Consider the following 21,724-nt stretch of genomic DNA (forward strand, 5'->3'; position numbering starts at 1 on the left):
GCCTGCAAACAACAGTATCAGTAAAATCGATAGCGGATATTTAAGGGGGTTAGGCATGAGCTAAAATAGACTGGCTCAGATCTTCGACCGATGTGCTCAGCTGATCGATCTGCATGTGAGCTCGTTGATAGAATGGTTCTCTTTCTGCTAGTTTTTCTTCGATAAAATGAAGCAACGCATCGCCTTGTAACCCCTTTAAAGCGGGCCTTTTAGCGATATTCGACTGCTGCAGGCGATGGTACAGCGCTTTAGGAGTTAGATAGAGGTAGATTGCTAAACCATTGTCCAGAATCCATTGCATATTATCATAATAGCAAGGGCTGCCTCCGCCTGTAGAGACGACAATGTTATCGTCGGTCAACTGCTGGAGCGTATCCCGTTCCAGTTCGCGGAATTTTTGTTCCCCAAATTCTGCAAAGTACTCAGGAATAGACATTCCGGCATGTTCCACGATCAGATGGTCCATATCGACGAATTTGCGTCGCAGATGATGGGCTAGCTTTTTTCCAAGGGTGGTCTTGCCACTCCCCATAAACCCAATTAAAAATATAGGCCTGTCCATTTATTTCGCTAAATATTCTTTTTCTAATTCTTCCTTGGAAGGAAATGTTATTTTTGACCATTTTTTTATGACAACACCATTCTGCAATAAAAGAATGCCGGGATTGGAACGAACCATACTTTTCAATGGAACCGCGTCGGCATAAAAAGTTTCTAAGACTAGATCCATTTCATCATTCAGTCCCATCGCTACCTGTGACGAGCTTGCCGTGAGCAATACAGCCCGAAGGTTATAATCGGTAGAGAGATCACGAATAGTGCTGTTGATACGATCTAATGCGATGATGTCTGCAGTTGATAAGTTGTCGGCATACGTGCTTACAACGATAAAATTATAATATGGGTTGGTAATAATTTCCTGCGTTACGTCGTTGCCGTCCGCATCCGAGATCAATAAATCAGGAATGGGAATTTGATAGCCTTTCTTGACGAGCTTGGTGGACGGTTCACCCACGACTTCCCAGTTCTCATCCTCCCAAATGCCATTCATATATTCTTTGTCGGTTACTTTTTTGGTTTCACCGGTTGTTTTATGTTTGATTTCATAAATATATTCGTAAACATCTCCTTCTTTTCCCTCTGGGAGAACCATTAATTCTGGGATATTGTTCCCTTCCTTATAAGGTAAGAAATCGATAAATGGAAGGAAATAAACGGTATAAACACCAATGCCAAATGACAGGATAACGACCAGTGCGGCTACCAAGCTTCTGGTAGAGCCTTTTGGTAGCAGAGGCCGGATGCGATTTCGGTACGTGAAAACGATCAGAATGAAGACTAACAGTACGAGATCCTTACTAAAAGACTGCCAAGGAGTCAGAGGTATTGCGTCCCCGAAGCAGCCACAGGAAGTAACGACCTCAAAAAAAGCGGAATAAAACGTGAGAAACGTGAAAAAAACAGTTAGAAAGAGTAATCCCCAAGCTACTTTCCGCGCATAGAAGCCCAAAAGCAAGAATGCCCCAAGAATAATTTCGAAACCACAGATGAGAACCGCGATCCACGTGCTGTAGTCATTCAGGAAACCGAGGTGGAAAACATGAAAGTACTCCTGTAGCTTGTATCCGAATCCGGTAGGATCATTTGCTTTTATCAAACCCGAAAAAATAAAAAGTACACCAACGAAGATTCTACTGAAACCGAGGAGAACGCCTCCTGTGTTTGTCTTTTGTTTGCGGGTAGGGTTAAAGTTTGTTTCCATTTTACATTTATTTTTGCTCAGCAAGCCCTAATTTTATCAATGCGAAGACCGCGTAATTTAACATATCCTGGTAGTTGGCCTTTAAGCCCTCCGATACCAGCGTCTGTCCATCATTGTCTTCAATCTGCTTAACGCGGTGAAGTTTCATGAGAATCAAATCGGTCAGCGAAGAGATACGCATATCTCGCCAAGCCTCTCCATAATCGTGATTTTTGGCAAACATGAGATCTCTCGTTTCATCTACTTTTTGTATATACAGCGAGGCTATGCTGTCATACGCTAAATTGTCACCAGCATTTTCTGGTAGTTCCAATTGGATCATTGCAATAACACAATAGTTTATAATGCCTACGTATTCGTCGAGGATGCCTTCGCCGACTTTTGATATTTTTTTTAATTCTAACGTACGTATGCGCTGGGCTTTAATAAATATTTGATCCGTGATAGATGATGGACGCATGATCCGCCAAGCGGTGCCGTAGTCTTTTGTCTTTTTTAAAAATAAATCTCTGCAATAATTTATTACGCTGTTGTATTCGGCGTTTGTATCCATCCTTGTCTAATTAACTGTATTTAGTGTATTACAAACTTAGATAAATTAGCAACTATATGCAATACAATTGGTTTGACGATCTTATTTATCTTGTTCGTCAAAATCCCCACCACCATTGTTGTATAGTATTCCAATGGCCCTATTTTTAGCATGGGGGCAGTATGCTATTTGCCAAAAAATATTCCGTTATTTGAATAATGAACAAAGAAGCTTTCAATAGGTTTGACCAAATAACCTATTTAGCATCGGGTACACCACAGCAGCGAAAGGCTTATGATCTCTTGACCAAACACCAAATCATGCCTATTTTGAGAAGGTATGATGCGGTGCTGGTGGGGACGATTCCGCTCGATATCGCGATTCCGTCGAGTGATTTGGATGTTTTGTGTTCTGTGGCAGACTTTACAGCATTTCAAGCGTATGTACAAACACAGATGGGACATCATCCTGATTTTAAGATTACACATGCATATGTTCGTGGAGTGGAAAGCGTATTCGTTAATTTTCGTGTTGAAAACTTTGCTGTTGAAGTGTTTGCCCAGCATATGCCGGTTAAACGACAACACGGCTTCTTACACTTGATTAAAGAATATGAAATTCTGACACGCTGCGGACAGGATTTTAAGCAGAAAATTATAGATTTAAAGCGTGCAGGAATCAAGACTGAACCTGCTTTTGCACAGCTATTGCAGATTTCGGGAGATCCTTATGAAGGATTACTTAAATACGAAGTACATGAAAATTTTTAAACCAGAGATAAGGGAGGTGCAAATCATACGTTATGTGCAGCCCTTCAGGGAGGGCGGATCGTTGCCTGCATTGGTAGACGCTGACGATGGATTTAGTTATGTTATTAAGTTTCGCGGTGCTGGCCAAGGAAAGAAGGCGCTGGTCGCTGAACTTATCGGCGGCGAGCTCGCTCGCTTTTTAGGACTTCGTATGCCGGAGATGGTCTTTGCTGATCTTGACGAATCTTTTGCCAGGACCGAACCAGATGAGGAAATTCAAGACTTACTACGTTTTTCAGTAGGAAAGAATTTAGGCGTGCATTTTTTGAACGGAGCTATCACTTTTGATGCCAATGTGGATATGATACAAGAAGAAGAGGCTTCTAAGATCGTTTGGCTAGACGCTTTGCTAATGAATGTCGATCGTACCGTACGTAATACCAATATGCTAATATGGCATCAAGAGTTGTGGCTAATCGACCACGGCGCATCGCTCTATTTTCACCATGCATGGGATAATTGGGAAGAGCAACTTGCAAAACCCTTTGTGCAGATCAAAGATCATGTTCTCCTTCGATGGGCGAGTAAGGTGGCTGAAGTGGATGAAACCTATAGGTCTTTATTTACGGGAGAGAACCTCTGGAATATTCTGAAGATAGTGCCTGATGATTGGTTGGTAGACCAAGTACGGGGATTGACAGCAGATGATGCGCGAGCGGTATATGTTTCGTTTTTACTGGGAAGAGTGTCCCATTCGGCAAATTTTATAAAACAAATTGAGCATGAGCGAGCGAACCGTATATGAATATGTTGTGGTACGGGTCGTGCCTAGGGTGGAGCGCGAAGAGTTTGTGAATGTCGGCGTAGCCCTCTATTGCAAAAAACAGCGCTATGCCGCAGTCAAGGTCTTCGTAAATGAGGAAAAATGCAAGGCGCTTGATCCGGAAGTGGATCTGGAGTTAATTAAAAAACATCTGGATTCGTTTCAACGTATATGTGCCGGCGATCGGTCGGCCGGCCGACTGGCAACATTAGAACAGGCAGAGCGATTTCGCTGGTTGACAGCAAAAAGGAGCACGCTCATACAATGTTCCTTGAGCCATCCAGGTCTATGTTTGTCCGCTGAAGAGACGTTGGATGAATTATTTGAAAAATTAGTCCTATAGAAATAGTAGTTTTTTTACTAGGAATGTTAAATTTGACGCATCGATTATCATCACATAATGGAAGACTTTTATCAATATATCTACCAAAAGCAAATGGAAGTTCAGGATATGCCAAGCAATACCCGCATTGCCGACTGGGCAATGCACGTATTGCATTTGCTTTTTCCTGAGCGGGCTTCGTCCAATTTTAAAGGAGTAGATGACGTACGAAAAGCTTTTGAGGAAGCAGAAGAGGAATTGTTGGAATTGCTACAAAAAACGAAGGCTTGCTCGCACTGTGATAACAAATTGATTGCAAACCGTTTTTTTGAAGAGCTTCCTTCCATCTATGAGGTAATGTTAACCGATGCGCAGGCGATTATGGATGGAGACCCAGCAGCGCGTAGTTTGCGAGAGGTTATCCGTACTTACCCGGGGTTCACGGCTATTTGCGTGTACCGTATCGCCCATCAGTTGTGGCAGGCCCGCGTTCCGCTGATACCCCGAATACTGACAGAGCACGCACACTCGAAAACAGGAATAGACATCCATCCTGGGGCGCGCATAGGTCAATATTTGTATATCGATCACGGCACCGGAATTGTCATTGGCGAGACTTGCATCATCGGTGACCATGTCAAATTATATCAGGGGGTAACACTAGGTGCACTTAGCGTGGAAAAGAATATGGCGAATACGCAAAGACATCCGATTATTGAGGATCATGTCATCATCTACGCTGGAGCGACCATACTCGGTGGCCAAACGGTAATCGGACACCACTCTGTAATTGGTGGAAATGTATGGTTGACATCTAGTATTGATCCGTATACAACCGTGTATCATCAACCCAATTCTAAATTTATTGATTCTAAACCGATTGTCTGATGCAAAATTTAATAGATACTATTGGTAATACGCCGCTTGTAGAAATCAACGGATTTCATACCAATTCGAACGTCCGGATATTTGCGAAAATGGAAGGAAATAATCCAGCGGGGTCGGTAAAAGATCGGGCGGCTTTGAATATGATTCGCTCCGCGTTGGAACGGGGTGAAATCAACCCACAGTCCAAATTGATTGAAGCGACTTCTGGCAATACGGGTATTGCATTGGCTATGATTGCAGGGTTGTACGGTTTGGATCTTGAGCTAGTCATGCCTTCTACCTCGACGCGGGAACGTACGTTGACAATGGAGGCATACGGCGCCAATGTGACACTGTTAGAATCGATGGAAATCTGCCGTGACTATGCGGAGGAGAAAGCCGCCACAGGCGAATATTTCATATTGAATCAATTTGCCAATCCCGACAACTACAAGGCACATATCAAAACCACAGGCCCAGAAATATGGCGCGACACTGCCGGTAAGATCACCCACTTTGTGAGTGCGATGGGAACCACAGGTACCATTATGGGATGTTCGATGTATTTGAAAGGACAGCGGGAGACCGTTCAAATTGTAGGGTGTCAACCGACCGAAGAATCGTCGATACCCGGTATACGACGATGGCCCCAAGCTTATCTGCCTAAGATTTTTGATGCTTCCCGGGTAGACCGCGTTATTGATATTGCACAATCAGATGCTACCACACGGTCACGCGAGTTGGTAAAACGAGCCGGTATTTTTGCGGGAATGAGTACGGGAGGAGCTTTTCATGCAGCATTGCAGATAGCCAATGAAATCGAAGAAGGACTGATTGTTTTTATTGCGTGCGATCGAGGAGATCGATACCTAAGCTCTGATTTGTTTGGATAAGAAAAAGATTCAAAATGCAGCGATTTGCTGATTCAAAAGTGGCGTCCGGTCGTAATACATGACCGGACGTTTTACATAGGGGCATATGTTCTTTCCGGGGAAGTTCTTTATATGTTATTGATGGTCCCTGCTCCATATCTCATTAATGGGGTCTCCTTTCGAACTCAGGCCACTATGGTGCCAATCGTCCTTTTCTAGTTTTCCATCAAAGCTTAAAGTGGCCCCGACGCGGGAATTGTCCCGAGAAAAAAATAAGATATATTCCGTATACTTTCCACCTTTAAAGGTATACTTTCCCCCACCAGTACCGTAAAACCCTTTCACTGCCGGATTGATCGCTATCCATTGAAAATAACCGTCTATCAGAAGCTTGATTGTTTTTCGATCCCCACGTGGGATTGTCTGCATGTTCGCCTCCTGTTTACGGCCAGTGATGCGCCAAAGTCCATCTAAATCTTGATCTTTAGCATCTTCTTTCGTCCATAGTACGCCGCTTTTCTCTTGTATGGTGTTGGTTGTGATGGTTACAGGAAAAGCCTGTAATTGCCCCACTTGGGTTGGGTCGGTATCGTTATACTCGATCTGTACGGCCACTTCGCCCTCCTTTTGCACAAAAGGTCCGCCAAATGTCGATATATATTGTTTGTCTTGGTAAGTAGTTTGCGAACAGTAGCCGTCCACAAACATCCAAATCCTATGTGTATTACCATTTTTGCTACTGAATACACCATGTAGTTGGTAAACCTGTGCAAAAAGAAAGCTAGTTAGGCAGCTTAGAAAGAGGGTAACGTAGATCGTTTTCATGACTGTATAAATTGGTTGCTGTATAAAAATAACAAATTATCTGCCAGCATGTTTCCGTTTTTTTTATATTAGAAAATAGACAAGAAAAGTATGGTATGATTCGGATCGTGATATTAACTATATGCTTCGGTATAACGCTTCTTCGAGGGCAGGATAAAGCGTTGTTTCTGTTTATGACAGCAGATAGTCTGTACCAAGGGGTGAAAGATGGCGATAGCGCTGTTATCATTGCAGCGGAGTACCCTGTTATAGGACCGTGGATTTCAGGTGAATCGATTACCGATTCCATTATCGATTTTTATGGATTACCAAAAGGTATAACGTGGACGTTCGATTCTTTGCGTGCGGCTCATACGTTTAACACCACTTTTAATAGAAATGGACAGGTATTGTATCACCCCTTTTTATATGATAATGGTGCGGATTATATTGAGGAAGGTGCGCGACGTTTTGTAGACGTCAAAACAGGAAAGATGGGGCTGGTGCATCCGTACGGCCGAGTATTGATACCTGCAAAATACGATTTTCTGATGCCGCTGAAAAATGGTTACACAACAGCCTATAGGGGAGTCAAACGGAAATCGGAAGCGAGGGGTGAACATTGGTCAATAGTCCCCGACTCAACTAAGCAGTTTAGACATACAGTGGTCAACAGAATGGGATTGGAAGTGAAGGGCCATGGAGAAAAAGATGCGGAAAATTCCGTCCGGTTGGACGACGGAAACTATTATCCGACCGTTTATACGATACAAGATCCTGAAGAACAGAAAATGTTGGACATGCTGTCCACTGATCAACTTGTTATGAAGGCTGCTGGTCCGCAACCGGAAAAATGGCAACTGAAGATTATCGAACGGCCATCGCCTAAGTTTCCGTATTATGTGCTGGGCAATATCCAATCTATCCTGCCGATATATATTGCAGTAGACGCGAACGCTCGATTATATTATTTCGACTACTACCGCATGATCCCGTTAGCTGACTATCTAGCAGCGCGCGAATATTAGCGAGATTAACAGGCTGTTTTTTTATGTCACCTATGGGTCGGTTTTTCTATTGTTTTCGCCATAGTGAAACACAAAATTTATTTTTGTTGGTTTAACACTATGATGAAAATATTACACGATTGTTTTTTGGTTATATTCTGTTTATTGGCAAATCTGACAGCTGAGGCACAGCACTTCTATCCGCTTACTGGTATAGATACGACGGTTCAATTGTTAGACACAACGAAGCGATGGACATGGTTAACACAGGAACCGGATACGTTGCCTAAATTTGCGCGGAGCACAAAAGAGCCTAAACGGGAGAAAAAATTTTTGCGGGCCGGATCGGAATGGTTTTTGGCGCAAGCATTTCCTGCTTTGTTTAATCGGTTTATCACAAAAGATCCTTATTCTTACATCACGTTCAAAAATTTTATAGATCATCAGCGTTTCTCAGCATGGGATTGGGATGACAACCAATTTACAACGAATCAGATTGACCATCCGTATCACGGTCAGCTTTATTTTAATGCATTTCGTAGCAACGGGTATAGTTTTTATAAATCGAGTATGGCGACTTTTGCTGGAAGCTATATCTGGGAAACCGCGGGCGAAACGCAACATCCGTCCATTAACGATTTGGTGAATACCACATTTGGAGGTATTGTTCTGGGGGAAATGACCCATCGCTTGGCGCGAAATATATTGGGACGGGCTAGCCGAAACAGAAAAGCCATGGTCTCCAATGAAATAGGCGCATTTTTTATTAATCCGGTCAACGGATTAAACCGCTTGCTTGATGGTAAATGGGGCAAGGTGGACAGTTACAATGCAGTAGATTCTTCATCTATCTGGGCGGAGGTGAATATTGGGGTGCGTAGATTTGATGCACAGGAAGGTGATATTCTGGAGAAAGGAAAAAATGGATCATATGGGAGGCTACGCTTATGGTATAGCAATGGACCGGAAAACATTAAAAGACCATTTGATCAATTTTATGTGAATCTAGAGTTGGGTAGGGGTGACAGTTCGTTTATCAATGCGGTCAATGTGCACGCATTGCTGTATGGAAATAAGTTTTTCAAAACCAAAACCGGTAGTCATTACGGGATACTTAGTGCAAACTATGATTTTTACAACAATGATGCATTTTTCTATGGTGCACAGAGCCTAACCTACAATTGGAATTCGGAATTTAGATATAAAAAATTGAACAGACTGAATATGAGTTTGGGCGTTGGAGCTGTGTTACTCGCAGCGGTGCCGGATCCATATTTGCTTTATGGCGCTAGTCGTAACTATAATTATGGATCGGGGGCAAGTTATCGGTATCGGGCCGAATTAAGCGTGTTACGTCGATTACTTATCTCCGGAGATTACAATGGTGGCGTTTTCTTTACGATCAGCGGAAACGAATCCTATTACATATTGCACGCTGCAACTTTGGAGGCTAGTTTACGAATTGTGAAGAATTTCTCCATAAACGTCAGTTCTGGATATTTTGCGCTTGAAGGACATTTCGAAGAAGAACAGTATCCAGATTTCAATCGAAAATTTCCGTTCGGAAGATTATCCATTGGTTACAATGTCCGATTTTAGGCGAGGTTTTATTTAGCCGATTTAAGCATGCACTTTGGCTTAGATTTGTCGCTTCTTACGCCAACACCAATGGCGCGTACTGTAAGTGTTCCATTTCTTTCTCGAAGATATGTATATCCTCCACGAATTTGAAGCCTAATTGGATATATAGCGTTTTTGCTTGGGGGTTTTCCTTGTCAACCAATAACCCCAAGGTTTTTTTGTCACGTTTGACAAAACGGTCGACGGCATACAAAAGCATCATTTTACCTATGCCTTTGCCTTGGGCATTAACAGACACTGCAATGGTATCGATATACACCTCACCAGCTTTTGTTTCTTGCTCAAGTAACAGGTGTCTACTGTATGTCGACTGTAAAAATGTTAGGATGGGCTCTCGGAGTTTCTCAAGCATTTCTCCGGGATAGAGGCATATTTGTCCAACAACCACATCGTCCTCTTCGGCAACGATAATATATTCGTAAGAGTATTGATTCCCGGGTTTGGCAATATGATGAGCTAAAAAGTTGATGGCTTCTTGATAATTGTTCTGTCCAATAAAGTAATAGATAATCTCTTCCATAGCCAACAGCATAAGAGGCGCCAGTGCGGTCGAATCGAAGGGAGTTGCTTGTCGTATGCGTATCATGATTTAAAATTAAAGAAAAAATCGCACCTAAATGCAAGAAGGCTATCCGATCAATCGGATAGCCTTCTGTTTTACCTGTCGACTGAGGTTACGTTATTTATCGAGTTTTTCAAACGCTACATAATCTATCTCTTTCGAGTTCAAAGTCACATTTTCTTTCAAATGATTGAAAACTTTAAGTGCTTTTGCCTCTTCGAACAGACGGTTTGCTTGCTCTCTATCTTGTAATAACTGAATAGCGAATTGATTTAGTTGTTCATCGGTTGGCTCTTCGTTAATGTTGTACATTTTGATTTGCGCGTAAATGCGCTCTTTCGCCAAATTGATCACTTCGTCATACTTCACTTCAAGGCTATTTGCCGTCACGATGCGGTTTTCAATGATCGTCCACTTTAAGTTGTTTAAGAAATCAGCGAATCCTTCTTCCAATTCTTCATCAGAAATGTTAGGGTTTGTTGCTTTCAACCATTTCTTCAAGAACGCTTCTGGGAATTGTACGTCCACTTTTTCCATGCCGAATGTATACATGTCGTTGCGTAACTTTTGATCGGCATTTTGCTTGAATAAATTCTCTACTTCCTCTTTTACTTTAGCGTGGAATTCCTCTTCCTTTGTCACCTCTCCAGCAGGAAATAATTTGTCAAAAAACTCTTGGTTTAGATCCGATTCTTCTAGGCGATTGATGTTTTTGACAGTCAACTCAAATTTCGTAACGTCTAGCGCTAAAGCTTCGTCCTCTGTTATGCCCAAAATACGCGCTAAATCTTCTACTTTAAACGCTTTTTTAACATCAATCTTTACCGAATCGTCTTTTTTAAGACCAACAAGTGCTTTTTTTATTTTAGCATCTTCAATAATGTCTGTCCGCACCGACGTTGTTTTTTCGATACCTTCTTCTTTATCTTGCTTTAGTGTTGCATAAAGAACATCTCCTTCTTCAGAAACTTCCGGATTCGTCATCTTGCCGTAGCTGCGACGTAGATTTTTGACACGCTCCGTCAATGTGGCCTCGTCGGCCTTGATATCATATGCCGTGAATTGCGTTTCTTTTGCAAAGGGAACATCAAACTCGGGAGCTAGACCGATCTCATAGTTAAACGAAAAAGTATCTTTGAAATCCCAGTTATAATTCGCATCTGCATCACTATCCAAAGGAAGCGGTTGACCTAAGACCTCCAATTTATTTTCGCCGATATATTCAGCGATCTTGTCATTGACCAATTTATTGATTTCATCAAACAAGATTGATTTTCCGTAAGTACGTCTGATGTGGCCAGTTGGCACCATGCCCGGACGAAATCCCGGTAATTTTGCTTTTTTCGCTTGATCTTTGATGGCTTTATCTACCGAAGGATTGTAGTCTTCAGGTGCTAATTCAACCTTAATGTTTGCGTTGACATCGTCAACTTTTTGGTGTGAAATATTCATACTCTCGTTTAGCTTTTACGCATTTTACAAAAAAAATCCTCCCGAGTATTACGTTCGGGAGGAAATCAAGTGCGGAAGAAGGGACTCGAACCCCCACGCCTTGCGGCGCCAGATCCTAAGTCTGGTGCGGCTACCAATTACGCCACTTCCGCAGTTATTAGGACTTTTATTGTGGCACAAAGATAGGAACCCAAGTGATATCTTGCAAGTCTTTTTAGAGATTATTTTTAAATTTTTTAAAAATATTTTTTTGTTCTTGCATAAGTGTTTTATATTCATTTACTTTGAAACGCAAAGTACTTTTTATGGATCAACACGATTTAATTAAAGAAATAGGACATATCCGTTCCATTATGGAAAGATCCTCTAAGTTTATTTCTATATCTGGACTTTCAGGCGTGCTTATTGGCTTGTATGCGTTGATTGGCGGCGCATTGGCCTACATAAAAGCGTACGGATTCGAGAGTGGATTCGATTATCGCGATCATTATGTGACTGACCCGGGCGTCGTTGACTATCTTGTCATAGTGGCTTTGAGTGTTTTGCTGACATCTTTGATAACAGGGGTGTTAATGGCTAAACGCAAAGCAAAAAAAATTAAACAGTCCGTATGGAATCCAACAAGCAAGTCATTGCTTGTTGCACTGGCTGTTCCTTTGTTGACGGGAGGAATATTTGCCGTGATCCTGATTGCTAAAGGATATTATGGATTGATCGCATCTTCTTTGTTGATTTTTTACGGCTTAGCCCTCGTTTCGGGCAGTGTTTATACCTTTAAAGAGGTAAAATGGCTGGGACTCTTGGAAATAATGTTAGGATTAGTAGCTTTGTCGGCTCCCGGCTACGGATTGTGGTTTTGGGTGGCAGGATTTGGTGTGCTGCATATTATCTATGGTTTTATTGTCTTTAAAAAATACGAATAAGGGTGGGATTAGACCTTTCATTATACGATAAAATTTTTGAAAATAGGATTCGTCTGCAGGTCATGAGTATTTTAGTTGCGAACGAGTCGTATGATTTTAGCTCGCTCAAAGAAATACTCGATGTGACTGACGGCAACTTAGCCTCGAATTTAAAAACACTGGAAAAGGAAGAGTATATCAGTGTAGAGAAAAGCTTTGTCGATCGAAAGCCGAACACGCGATACAGAAGAACTGAAAAAGGGAAACGGGCATTTGAAAACCACCTAACAGCACTGGAAAGCTTGATCAAACAGCAACATAAATAATTTTTTTATTCATAAACTTTGAAATGCAAAGTACTTTAATGTAAAAATATGAAAGAGATTCGTTTATCATTTATGATCTATTTGTACGAGTGGTCGTCCGCAGTCTATGCGCGTGTTTTTAAATGGAAAAAACATGCATGGGGAATCAGCAAGGGAGAATTTGCATCCTATGCACCCGGAACATTAGGTAAAGCACTTGCTGAGTTTTATGCCTCGAATGGCTTTGAAGTAATGCCAAAATTGGAGAACCATGATGTCTTTCACGTGCTTACGCAGACTGGAACAACTATCCAAGACGAAATTGCTATGCAATATCTATTACTAGGGAATGGAAAACTAAGTCTCTATTTATTCGCTATGATTAGTATTGGAACAATGCTCTATCCCGAACATTGTGCCCATTTCCAAGCGTGTTTCCGTAAAGGCCGACGGTGTCAACCTTTCTATCAACTTGAATTTTTGCATTTGCTTGATTGTCCGCTGGAGACCTTGCAAATGATTTTAATAAATAAATCAGAAATCGTGCACATTTAATCCCCTTGTTATGGAAAATACAAATCCACAAATTCCCCCTGTTCAAGAGACAACAGGTTCTTCTTTTTTCGAAAGACTGGCAAACTCCGTCGTTTTGAAATTTGTAATCATGTTTATTCTGGTCCTTTTTTTACTTATTCCCATGGAATGGGTTCACGGCCTAATCGGCGAACGGAGAGAGCGTGAACAAACCGTTGCTAGCGAAATCGCCGGCAAGTGGGGACAACCACAGGTGATTTCTGGACCAGTTATCGGCATTCCCTACACGTATATGTCGTCTGTAAACACAACGGACGACAGAGGAAAACCGAAGGTCGAAACCTATATCGAAAAGGACTACGTATTTCTTGCAGCCAAAAAAACGGAGTTCTCCTCGGAAATAACACCAGAGTATCTCAAGCGCGGTATTTACCAAACAGTGGTCTATAATGCAACCTTGAAGCTTCATGGTCATTTCGAGGAGCTCGATCTGGCTAAACTCGGCATCCCGGCGGATGATCTGCAATGGGAACATGCAAAAGTTTTTATCGGTTTGAGCGATTTGAAAGGTTTGACAACGACGCCACAGCTGAAATGGAAGGATGAAAACCTTGGATTTCAGATGGGCGCTGGCGATGTAGGCTTGTTCGAACGTACAATGGAAAGCGATATCAATTTGTCCGGAAAATCAACTAAAGGACAATTTTTAATACAGATGGATGTGCGTGGGTCGCGTTCTTTAACGTTCTTTCCGACGGCGGAAGAAACAGCCATCCAAGTTGCTGGTGGGTGGGAAAATCCGAGCTTTGATGGAGGTTTTCTGCCGGAAGATCGCACCGTGGGAGCAGATACGTTTGCAGCATCTTGGCGTATTCCAAGTTTCGGACGTAAATTTCCTCAACAATGGACGGGCGCAAAGAAATCGTTGTATACGATTCTTAATACGGATTTTTCAGACACAGACACAGACACAGAGGTAGCAGCGGCTACTGTTGATGCGGGCACAACAGCGACGGCAGCACAAGCAGTGGAGATGTCGACCGAACAGGACATGGTCCGTATTCATTTTCTGGAATCGGTCAATAATTATCAAAAAACAACCCGAGCAGCTAAATATGGAATACTCATCGTCTTGCTCACCTTTACTTCGCTGTTTTTTACCGAGGTAATTAAAAAGAAACGCATCCATATTGTGCAGTATGTACTGATCGGGTGTGCAATGGTTCTTTTCTATTCGTTATTACTAGCCATAGGTGAACATGTTGGGTTTAATTGGAGCTACTTCATCTCGGCACTGGCTACGATTATCTTGATTGCTTCATTTATATATGGAATAACTAAGCAAATGCAGATTAGTTGGCTGTTTAGCCTCATTCTTGCGGTGTTTTATGCATTTATTTATTTGCTCATGCAATTACAGGATTTTTCGTTGATTGTGGGAACAGTTGGTGTATTTGTTATTCTAGCCATTTTGATGCGTTTGTCGACACGCGTGAATTGGTATCAATTTGATCGAAGAAATTAAGGCACGTATAACATGAAACTTTTTCTTTGGCGATTATGTGTTTATGTAACAGTCTTGTATATCCTACGGCGTCGCGGATTTCGAGAAAGACGTTACATTTCTTAACTTGCAGGGCTAAACAACATTTTTATGAATAAAGTCTCTGTATTAACCTGCGCGATATGTATGTCATTGAACGCGTTTGCGCAAGAGGCACGGGAAATGCGTGTAGATCGTGCTTTAATCACCAATAAATTACATCATTTGGAAAAGGATGTCATGACGCCTGAAAAGCTTTGGCAATTGGGGCGTGTTTCCGCGGAGGGATTATCCGCAGATGGTCAGTTTTTAATATATGGCCTTTCTAATTACAGTTTTGGAGAGAATAAATCGGAAAAAAACCTGTTCGTTGTCCCGGTGGCAGGCGGTACTCCGGTGTCATTTACCGATGATGCGGGAGGAGCGTCCGTCGTAGAGATTGGCAAAGATGGAACGGTCATCTACCTCGTTAATGGACAACTCTGGTCGAAACCGTTACAAGGAGGAGAGGCCAAGCAATTGACGAATATTGAGGGCGGGCTGGAGAATGTTAAACTATCTCCGGATGGTAAGCACGTGTTATTTAGTCGATCGGTTCTCATTCATCCGTATCATAGTGTAGACAAGTACGCGGATCTTCCAAAGTCGAACGTTTACATTTACGATAACCTGGATTACAGGCATTGGGATACGTTTAATAATGGACGGTTTAACCATCCATTTGTTGCTTCGTACGATAGCGGCACGCTAGGGGATCCAATCGATTTGTTAGACGGGGAGCCCTTTTATAGTCCGCAGGCTCCGTTTGGCGGTGCGGACGATTTTACATGGTCTCCCGACGGGAAAGCGGTTCTTTACGTCTGTAAAAAGCGATTCGGTAAAGATTATGCGACAACTACCAACACCGATATCTACCGATACGATTTGGTATCAAAGACAACGACTAACCTGACCGAGGGGCTGAAGGGCTATGATACGCACCCGCTGTATAGTCCAGATGGACAAAAGCTAGCTTGGCTAAGCATGAAAACAGACGGCTACGAAGCCGATAAGAATGATATCATCTTATTTGATAGAGGAAGCACGACCCGGGTTAATCTAACCGATGCATGGGACGGTACGGTCAATTCTTTTATCTGGAGCAACGATAGCCGTCGGCTGTATTTTACGGCTCCGACAAAAGGAACCGTGCAATTGTTCGCCATCGATCTCTCGTCTGCACGCAAAACGAAAACGCCGGAAGTTCAGCAGATTAGTGAAGGGGCATTCGATATCGGTGACCTCGTTGGAGAAACTGCTCGCGGACTTGTTGTGTCTTCAACAACCATGACACGCGCGGCGGAGATTTATATATACGATTTAGCGAAAAGATCCTTGACGCCGATTACGCACGTGAACGATGAGGTGTTCGATAATCTTGCAGAAACAAAGGTCGAGGGTCGATTCACGAAAGCATCGGATGGGGCAGACTTATTCTCTTGGGTTATTTACCCGCCCGACTTTGATCCGACGAAAAAGTATCCCACCTTATTGTTCTGTCAGGGAGGGCCACAGTCCGCGACTACTTTAGGCTACTCTTTCCGTTGGAATTTTCAGTTGATGGCATCACAGGGCTACATTGTTATTCTTCCAAACCGGAGAGGCATGCCCGGATGGGGTGTGGAATGGAACCATGCCATCAGTAAGGATTGGGGCGGACAACCGATTCAAGATTATCTGTCTGCCATAGACGATTTAGCGAAAGAGCCCTATGTGGATAAAGCTCGTATCGGGGCGGTTGGCGCTAGCTATGGTGGCTATTCGGTTTTTATGTTGGCGGGGGTACACGAGGGGCGATTTAAAACATTTATCTCACATTGTGGATTGTTTGATATGACCTCTTGGTACGGTACGACTGAAGAGCTGTTTTTTGCCAATTACGATCTGGGAGGCCCTTATTGGGATAAGCAGAATGAAAAGACATATACAACATTTAACCCAATAAAGCATATTGATAAATGGAATACACCGATATTGATATTCCAAGGTGGTAAGGACTTTCGTGTACCTGTAGGGCAAGGACTGGAGGCTTTTCAGGCAGCACAGTTGAAGAATGTGAAAAGTAGATTGGTTTATTTGCCCGAGGAAAACCACTGGGTACTCTCCGGACACAATGCACAGGTTTGGCAAAGGGAATTCTTCGCCTGGTTAAAGGAAACTTTATAGTTCAATTTGGAACTGTGTCCGAGCTCTTTTAGAAACATGGAGTTTCACTTTTCCGGCATACGATTACATAAATCTCAGATAACAGCAAAGCCATTTCTTAAATAATGGCTTTGTTGTTTATAAACAATACACCGAAATTATTTGGTGTCTTTTTTTCCGAAAATGCTTAATCGTATATACCGCCCTGGGCGTTCTTTCACATCTTTGACAAGGTTGTCTAATTCTGCAGATGCATTGTTCAAGTTGTGGTACAGCTTGTCGTCATGCAGGAGAAGACCGATAGAGCCTTCACCATTATTGATTTTACTAGTGATAGCTTGTACATCTTTCATAGCTTGGTTTGCATTATCTATAGTCGCTTTGATTTCCGTCTTGGAAAGGTCGTCTGAAAGATGATCCAAATTAGCCAATATGTTGTTGATTTTGTCGTTGTTGTTTTTAAAGTTGTTGGTAATCGATTCCAGGTTTTGCATAATCTTCACTAACCGGACCTTCTCGGATCCCATAAGTCCTTCGACATCACTTGTAATACGTTCCATGTTATTTAGGGAAACAGAAATACTACGGAGGCTATTTTTAAAATCACGCTGAAACTCTTTGTCTAAAGCCGTATTGACTGCTGAAAGAACAGAGTCAAGCTTGACGACTAGATTTTCCACCTTTTTCTGTAGAGGTTCTACTTTTTCCAATAAATTAGCTTGTACATCAGACAGTAGTGGATCTCCGTCTTTTGCCATTGTCTTACTGTTGCCCAGTTCAAATACAATCGCTTTGCTTCCCAATAGGTCTGCACTTACGATTCGAGCGACAGAATTGGATGGGATGTCGTATTCGTTCTTTATTTTAAAATGTGTACGGATCTTTCCGTTAGCCAATAGATCCATCTTAGAAACGCGGCCAATCTGATAACCATTGACAACAACAGGCTTGGATACGGTCAACCCATCTACATTGTCGTAATCTGTGTAGAACTCATTTTCGCTACTGAAGACGTCATTCCCCTTCAGAAAATTGTAACCTATAAATAGTAATGCTAGGGCAACGATCGTAATGATGCCTACTTTTGTTTCGTTCGTTATCTTCAAAATATGGTGTGCGTAATATTAAATCTACTATTGCAATAACAACAAACTAATGTACTAAATGTTTATCGTTCTATAGCAGTTTTGTATGTTTTTATTGCATTGAATAAATTTGTTACAATTTCATTTTGTCCAGCGGAAGATAACATATATTCTTCTTCAGACGGACTGCTGATAAATCCGATCTCCGTCAGGACAGATGGCATACCTGCGGTGGCAAGCACGGCCAATGATAATTCCTGAACGCCACGGTTTACACGCGATGATTTCACAAATTCGTCCTGCATATTGGAGGCGAGCTTGATGCTTTCTCGGCGGTATTGATTTTTCATTAATTGGAACACGATCATACTAGATGGATCTTTCGGGTCAAATCCGCCGTAGTTTTCCTTGTAATTTTCCTCCAGTAAGATGGACGCATTTTCCCGGATAGCGACGTCCTGACTTCCCAACCTATTGAATCCACAGACGAAGGTTTCGGTGCCGTGTACCGATGGTTTTCTAACCGTTGTCGTTACGTAACGACCTCGTTTGTTTTTTACGCGTCTATCGGAATCCGCCGAGTTACAGTGAATAGAGATAAATAAGTCTGCCTTATTTTTGTTCGCAACAGCTGGGCGCTCGTAAAGTGGAATAAACACATCTGTTTTACGCGTAAAAACAACATTTACTCCGGGCAATTCTGCTTCAAGCTTTTTGCCGAGTTTTAAGGCAACGCTGAGGGCAATATCTTTTTCGTTGGATTGACGGCCGCGCGCACCATAATCATGGCCGCCATGCCCCGCATCGAGCACGATCGTCCTAACTTTTTGGGCTACACCTTGGGGCTCTTGTTTAGATGGAGGCGGGATGATGGATGAGGTGGAAAAGGTTAACGTAAAAATCGCCGTAACTAAGACACTCAGTTTTTTTACATTTAAATTTTTTGTCATGTGTATAATATCCTATTGTATCGTCGTTTAAATAATATGCAAAAGTAGCGTAAAATTTATTTTTTTCATTCGTGTTCGTTGGTCACGCTTTCTAAATGTTTTTTGACTATTTTTGCCCAAAGAAAGTTTAAATTCTCACAAAAATAACATTCGTAATTAACATTGAAGGCGTTAACTTGTTTTTTCTGTAGTATCTTGTTTGTGTTTGCGGCCTCTTTGCCAACTTATGCACAGATAGCTGACCCTTCGAAAACTACATCTTCTAACGCTCAAGACACCTCATTAATTGTAACGGACACTACAAAAAATCATTTAAAAACGACAGAAGGAACGGATACCGTCGTGATGAAGGATCAAGATGGCCTGGAGACCGTGGTGACGATTGTAGCCAATGATTCCTCTTGGAACCAGGTCAATAAAAATATCCTTCACCTGTATAAGGGGGCAAAAGTGAAATATCAAGAGTTTGAGTTGGCGGCCGATTATATTCGTCTCGACAGAAATACCAATGAGCTTTTTGCTAGCGGGGTGACTGATCATAATGGGAAGTACGTGGGACGGCCCGTTGTCATTTTTCCCGGTGACACACCAAAATCTGTTGACTCCCTTATTTATGACTATAAGACGAAAGAAGGGAATACCTATGGAATCATGACAGAGCAAGATGGAGCATACATTCAAGCCAAAGTCGTTCGAAAGAACCTCTATGACGAGCTGTCCCTAAGAACGGGAATGTATAGTACCTGTAACCTGCCCTTTCCGCATACACACTTTGGGATTCAGTTTACAAAAGGCCTGATGGCCGGTAACCATATTATTGTAGGACCGGCGTATTTGGTGGTCGAGAACATTCCTATAAAATTTGTGGCGATTCCTTTCGGCTTCTTCCCCCGTCAGAATAAACGTGCATCAGGTTTCCTATTTCCGTCCTTTGGAGAGGACGCTACCCGTGGATTTGCCCTCCGTGATATCGGTTGGTATTTGGCATTTAACGATTATTGGGATTCCGAAATCCGGGCGAGTTTGTATTCCAAAGGATCTTGGGAAGCGAATGTACGTACGAATTATCTCGTTAATTATAAGTACAGTGGTGGTTTTAATATCCGCTATGCATCTACAAAAGCCGGGGTAGAGGGGACGGAAAATTACGGGACGAACAAAGATTTTAACGTGACCTGGAACCATACGCAACGTCAGGAAGCAAACCCAGGAACATCCTTTTCCGCTTCCGTCAATTTCGGTACAGGCTCATACTTCCGAAATACAGGGTTCAACCAGACCAACAGTATTGAAGACGTCACACGTAATAATATGTCTTCGTCCATTTCCTATGGTAAAGTGTTCGCCGACGGAAAGGTCAACTTCACCTCCAGCTTAAGTCATCGCCAAGATATTTCAACAGGACAGGTCGATTTAGAGTTGCCTACATTTAGTTTGAATGTGTCAACTTTCAACCCATTTGATTCGAAAAATCGCGTCGGTGATCAGAAGTGGTATCAACGTATTACCGTAGGGTATAGTCTGCAAGGGCGGAACTCAATCTCGATCAAAGATTCACTTTTATTTAAGAAAGAAGCATTGAACCAATTCAGCAACGGCTTTCAACATAATATCCCGATAAGTTTAAGCTTGAATGCTTTTAAATATTTCCAATTCAATACTTCAGTAAATTATACCGAGCGTTGGTATTTGCAATCTACGCGAAAGCGGTTGGTAAATGAAATTAACGGATTTTCACAAGTTGTCGATACCGTCCAGGGTTTTCGTCGTGCGTATGATTATTCAGTGTCGTCCGGCCTATCAACGAAGGTATATGGGATGTATCCAAAAATGGGCAAAATTGAAGCGATACGACATGTGGTTACCCCCTCTGTCAACCTAAACTACCGGCCGGATTTCTCTGATCCCAGATATGGTTACTACCGGGAGTTTGTTAATGAAAATGGTCAGCTGGAAAAATATTCCATTTTTGAAAAAGGTATTTATGGTTCTCCAAGCGCCGGAAAATCTATGGGAATAGGATTTTCGGTAGATAATAACTTAGAAGCAAAGATCCGAAGCGAAAATGATACTACAGGTAAGGGATTCAAGAAGGTGAAAATACTTCAAGGGTTAACGTTTAGTGGTAACTATAATTTCATGGCCGACTCTCTGAAACTCTCTACCATAAGTTTTTCAGGCCGAACGTCGCTATTCAATGAAAAAATTAACCTTAACTTCAATGGTACGTTAGATCCTTATATCGTGAACAGTGAAGGAATGCGTGTTGATCGATTTGTTGTGCAGGAAGGTGGTTTGGCGCGCTTGACGAACTTCGGTTTATCCTTCGATTATAGCTTGAACCCACAGGCAAACAAGAGCAGGAACAATAATTTAGATTCCCTACGTAATCAGATGCCCAATATGACCAAAGAGCAAGCTGATGCTCTGGCCCGTATCAGTACGGATCCGAACGCTTTCGTAGATTTTAATATACCGTGGAATTTAAATGGTTCGTTTAGCATGAACTATAACAAAAACTGGGATTCCGAGCAACGTCGCATGCGGAGTATCGTTACAGCTACCGTCAACTTAAATGGCGATTTTAACGTGACACCGAAGTGGAAAATCCAGTTCAATACTGGGTACGACTTTCGTCAACAAGCGCTTTCCCTGACACGCTTTAGTATATATCGTGATTTACATTGCTGGGATATGTCGGTGGGGTGGACTCCATTTGGGCAATATAAGAGTTATAATATTACCATCCGCGCGAAGGCCTCCGTCCTTCAAGACCTCAAATTGACGAAACGCGAGAGCCACTACCGGTATTAATTCAAATCGTTCAG

At 42.3% G+C, this 21,724-nt stretch carries 21 protein-coding genes and 1 tRNA gene; 13 read left to right on the forward strand and 9 right to left on the reverse strand.

Annotated elements, in window-relative coordinates:
* Positions 1–49 precede the first annotated feature (49 nt).
* The 3 genes from ACFSR5_RS00105 to ACFSR5_RS00115 are packed head-to-tail and all read right to left on the reverse strand — an operon-like array spanning position 50 to position 2,315.
* On the reverse strand, positions 50–562 hold the full coding sequence (locus ACFSR5_RS00105; protein ID WP_380899436.1) for a shikimate kinase: 513 nt from the start codon (positions 560–562) through the stop codon (positions 50–52).
* Complete coding sequence (locus tag ACFSR5_RS00110) at positions 563–1,762, reverse strand: BT_3928 family protein (RefSeq protein ID WP_380899438.1); 1,200 nt, start codon at positions 1,760–1,762, stop codon at positions 563–565. It abuts the gene before it with no gap.
* A gap of 7 nt (positions 1,763–1,769) precedes the next feature.
* Positions 1,770–2,315: a DUF1599 domain-containing protein gene (locus ACFSR5_RS00115; protein ID WP_380899440.1), complete on the reverse strand. Its 546-nt coding sequence runs from the start codon at positions 2,313–2,315 to the stop codon at positions 1,770–1,772.
* A gap of 197 nt (positions 2,316–2,512) precedes the next feature.
* Between ACFSR5_RS00115 and ACFSR5_RS00120 the strand changes: the two genes are divergently transcribed.
* Genes ACFSR5_RS00120 through cysM form a run of 5 tightly spaced genes read left to right on the forward strand, consistent with a single transcriptional unit; the run spans position 2,513 to position 5,948 of the window.
* Complete coding sequence (locus ACFSR5_RS00120) at positions 2,513–3,064, forward strand: DUF4269 domain-containing protein (RefSeq protein ID WP_380899442.1); 552 nt, start codon at positions 2,513–2,515, stop codon at positions 3,062–3,064.
* Positions 3,051–3,848: a HipA family kinase gene (locus tag ACFSR5_RS00125; RefSeq protein ID WP_380899444.1), complete on the forward strand. Its 798-nt coding sequence runs from the start codon at positions 3,051–3,053 to the stop codon at positions 3,846–3,848. The genes ACFSR5_RS00120 and ACFSR5_RS00125 overlap by 14 nt, the downstream gene beginning before the upstream one ends.
* Complete coding sequence (locus tag ACFSR5_RS00130; RefSeq protein ID WP_380899446.1) at positions 3,826–4,209, forward strand: DUF3037 domain-containing protein; 384 nt, start codon at positions 3,826–3,828, stop codon at positions 4,207–4,209. Before ACFSR5_RS00125 ends, ACFSR5_RS00130 begins: the two co-directional genes overlap by 23 nt.
* A 57-nt stretch (positions 4,210–4,266) precedes the next feature.
* Positions 4,267–5,076 (forward strand): serine O-acetyltransferase EpsC, encoded by an 810-nt coding sequence (epsC, locus tag ACFSR5_RS00135; RefSeq protein ID WP_380899448.1) that lies wholly within the window; start codon positions 4,267–4,269, stop codon positions 5,074–5,076.
* Positions 5,076–5,948, forward strand: coding sequence for a cysteine synthase CysM (gene cysM, locus ACFSR5_RS00140; RefSeq protein ID WP_380899450.1), 873 nt, complete (start codon positions 5,076–5,078; stop codon positions 5,946–5,948). Before epsC ends, cysM begins: the two co-directional genes overlap by 1 nt.
* Positions 5,949–6,062: 114 nt before the next feature.
* Here cysM and ACFSR5_RS00145 read toward each other — a convergent pair whose 3' ends face one another.
* The gene (locus ACFSR5_RS00145; protein WP_380899452.1) at positions 6,063–6,752 is read right to left on the reverse strand and encodes a hypothetical protein; all 690 of its coding nucleotides are present in this window, start codon (positions 6,750–6,752) and stop codon (positions 6,063–6,065) included.
* 173 nt (positions 6,753–6,925) lie between these two features.
* Here ACFSR5_RS00145 and ACFSR5_RS00150 point away from each other — a divergent pair, with 173 nt between their 5' ends.
* Complete coding sequence (locus ACFSR5_RS00150) at positions 6,926–7,759, forward strand: hypothetical protein (RefSeq protein ID WP_380899454.1); 834 nt, start codon at positions 6,926–6,928, stop codon at positions 7,757–7,759.
* 99 nt (positions 7,760–7,858) lie between these two features.
* On the forward strand, positions 7,859–9,337 hold the full coding sequence (locus ACFSR5_RS00155) for a DUF3943 domain-containing protein (RefSeq protein ID WP_380899456.1): 1,479 nt from the start codon (positions 7,859–7,861) through the stop codon (positions 9,335–9,337).
* A gap of 55 nt (positions 9,338–9,392) precedes the next feature.
* On the opposite strand, the gene ACFSR5_RS00160 is transcribed toward ACFSR5_RS00155, so the two are convergent.
* The 3 genes from ACFSR5_RS00160 to ACFSR5_RS00170 all read right to left on the reverse strand — a co-directional run bounded on the left by ACFSR5_RS00160 (position 9,393) and on the right by ACFSR5_RS00170 (position 11,545).
* On the reverse strand, positions 9,393–9,965 hold the full coding sequence (locus ACFSR5_RS00160; RefSeq protein WP_380899458.1) for a GNAT family N-acetyltransferase: 573 nt from the start codon (positions 9,963–9,965) through the stop codon (positions 9,393–9,395).
* Between the two features lie 93 nt (positions 9,966–10,058).
* Entirely contained in the window at positions 10,059–11,393 is a 1,335-nt protein-coding gene (locus tag ACFSR5_RS00165) for a trigger factor (protein ID WP_380899460.1), read from the reverse strand.
* Positions 11,394–11,463: 70 nt separating this feature from the next.
* Positions 11,464–11,545 (reverse strand) — tRNA-Leu (locus tag ACFSR5_RS00170).
* A gap of 201 nt (positions 11,546–11,746) precedes the next feature.
* Here ACFSR5_RS00170 and ACFSR5_RS00175 point away from each other — a divergent pair.
* The 5 genes from ACFSR5_RS00175 (at position 11,747) to ACFSR5_RS00195 (ending at position 16,882) form a co-directional block, all read left to right on the forward strand.
* A complete protein-coding gene (locus ACFSR5_RS00175; RefSeq protein ID WP_380899462.1) occupies positions 11,747–12,316 on the forward strand; it encodes a hypothetical protein in 570 nt (189 codons plus the stop codon).
* 2 nt (positions 12,317–12,318) lie between these two features.
* Positions 12,319–12,621 (forward strand): winged helix-turn-helix domain-containing protein, encoded by a 303-nt coding sequence (locus tag ACFSR5_RS00180; RefSeq protein ID WP_380899464.1) that lies wholly within the window; start codon positions 12,319–12,321, stop codon positions 12,619–12,621.
* A 48-nt stretch (positions 12,622–12,669) separates the two neighbouring features.
* Complete coding sequence (locus ACFSR5_RS00185) at positions 12,670–13,155, forward strand: Coq4 family protein (protein WP_380899466.1); 486 nt, start codon at positions 12,670–12,672, stop codon at positions 13,153–13,155.
* A gap of 10 nt (positions 13,156–13,165) precedes the next feature.
* Positions 13,166–14,659 (forward strand): cell envelope integrity protein CreD, encoded by a 1,494-nt coding sequence (gene creD / locus ACFSR5_RS00190; RefSeq protein ID WP_380899468.1) that lies wholly within the window; start codon positions 13,166–13,168, stop codon positions 14,657–14,659.
* A gap of 129 nt (positions 14,660–14,788) precedes the next feature.
* Positions 14,789–16,882, forward strand: a complete 2,094-nt coding sequence (locus ACFSR5_RS00195; protein WP_380899470.1) for a S9 family peptidase — start codon at positions 14,789–14,791, stop codon at positions 16,880–16,882.
* A 137-nt stretch (positions 16,883–17,019) separates the two neighbouring features.
* Here the strand turns inward: ACFSR5_RS00195 and ACFSR5_RS00200 are convergent, their stop codons facing one another.
* The gene (locus ACFSR5_RS00200; protein ID WP_380899472.1) at positions 17,020–17,967 is read right to left on the reverse strand and encodes an MlaD family protein; all 948 of its coding nucleotides are present in this window, start codon (positions 17,965–17,967) and stop codon (positions 17,020–17,022) included.
* 62 nt (positions 17,968–18,029) lie between these two features.
* A complete protein-coding gene (locus ACFSR5_RS00205; RefSeq protein WP_380899474.1) occupies positions 18,030–18,896 on the reverse strand; it encodes an N-acetylmuramoyl-L-alanine amidase family protein in 867 nt (288 codons plus the stop codon).
* 201 nt (positions 18,897–19,097) lie between these two features.
* Between ACFSR5_RS00205 and ACFSR5_RS00210 the strand changes: the two genes are divergently transcribed.
* A complete protein-coding gene (locus tag ACFSR5_RS00210) occupies positions 19,098–21,710 on the forward strand; it encodes a putative LPS assembly protein LptD (protein WP_380899476.1) in 2,613 nt (870 codons plus the stop codon).
* The last annotated feature ends 14 nt before the right edge of the window (positions 21,711–21,724 follow it).

Source organism: Sphingobacterium suaedae, from assembly GCF_042684625.1.
Lineage (GTDB): Bacteria > Bacteroidota > Bacteroidia > Sphingobacteriales > Sphingobacteriaceae > Sphingobacterium > Sphingobacterium suaedae.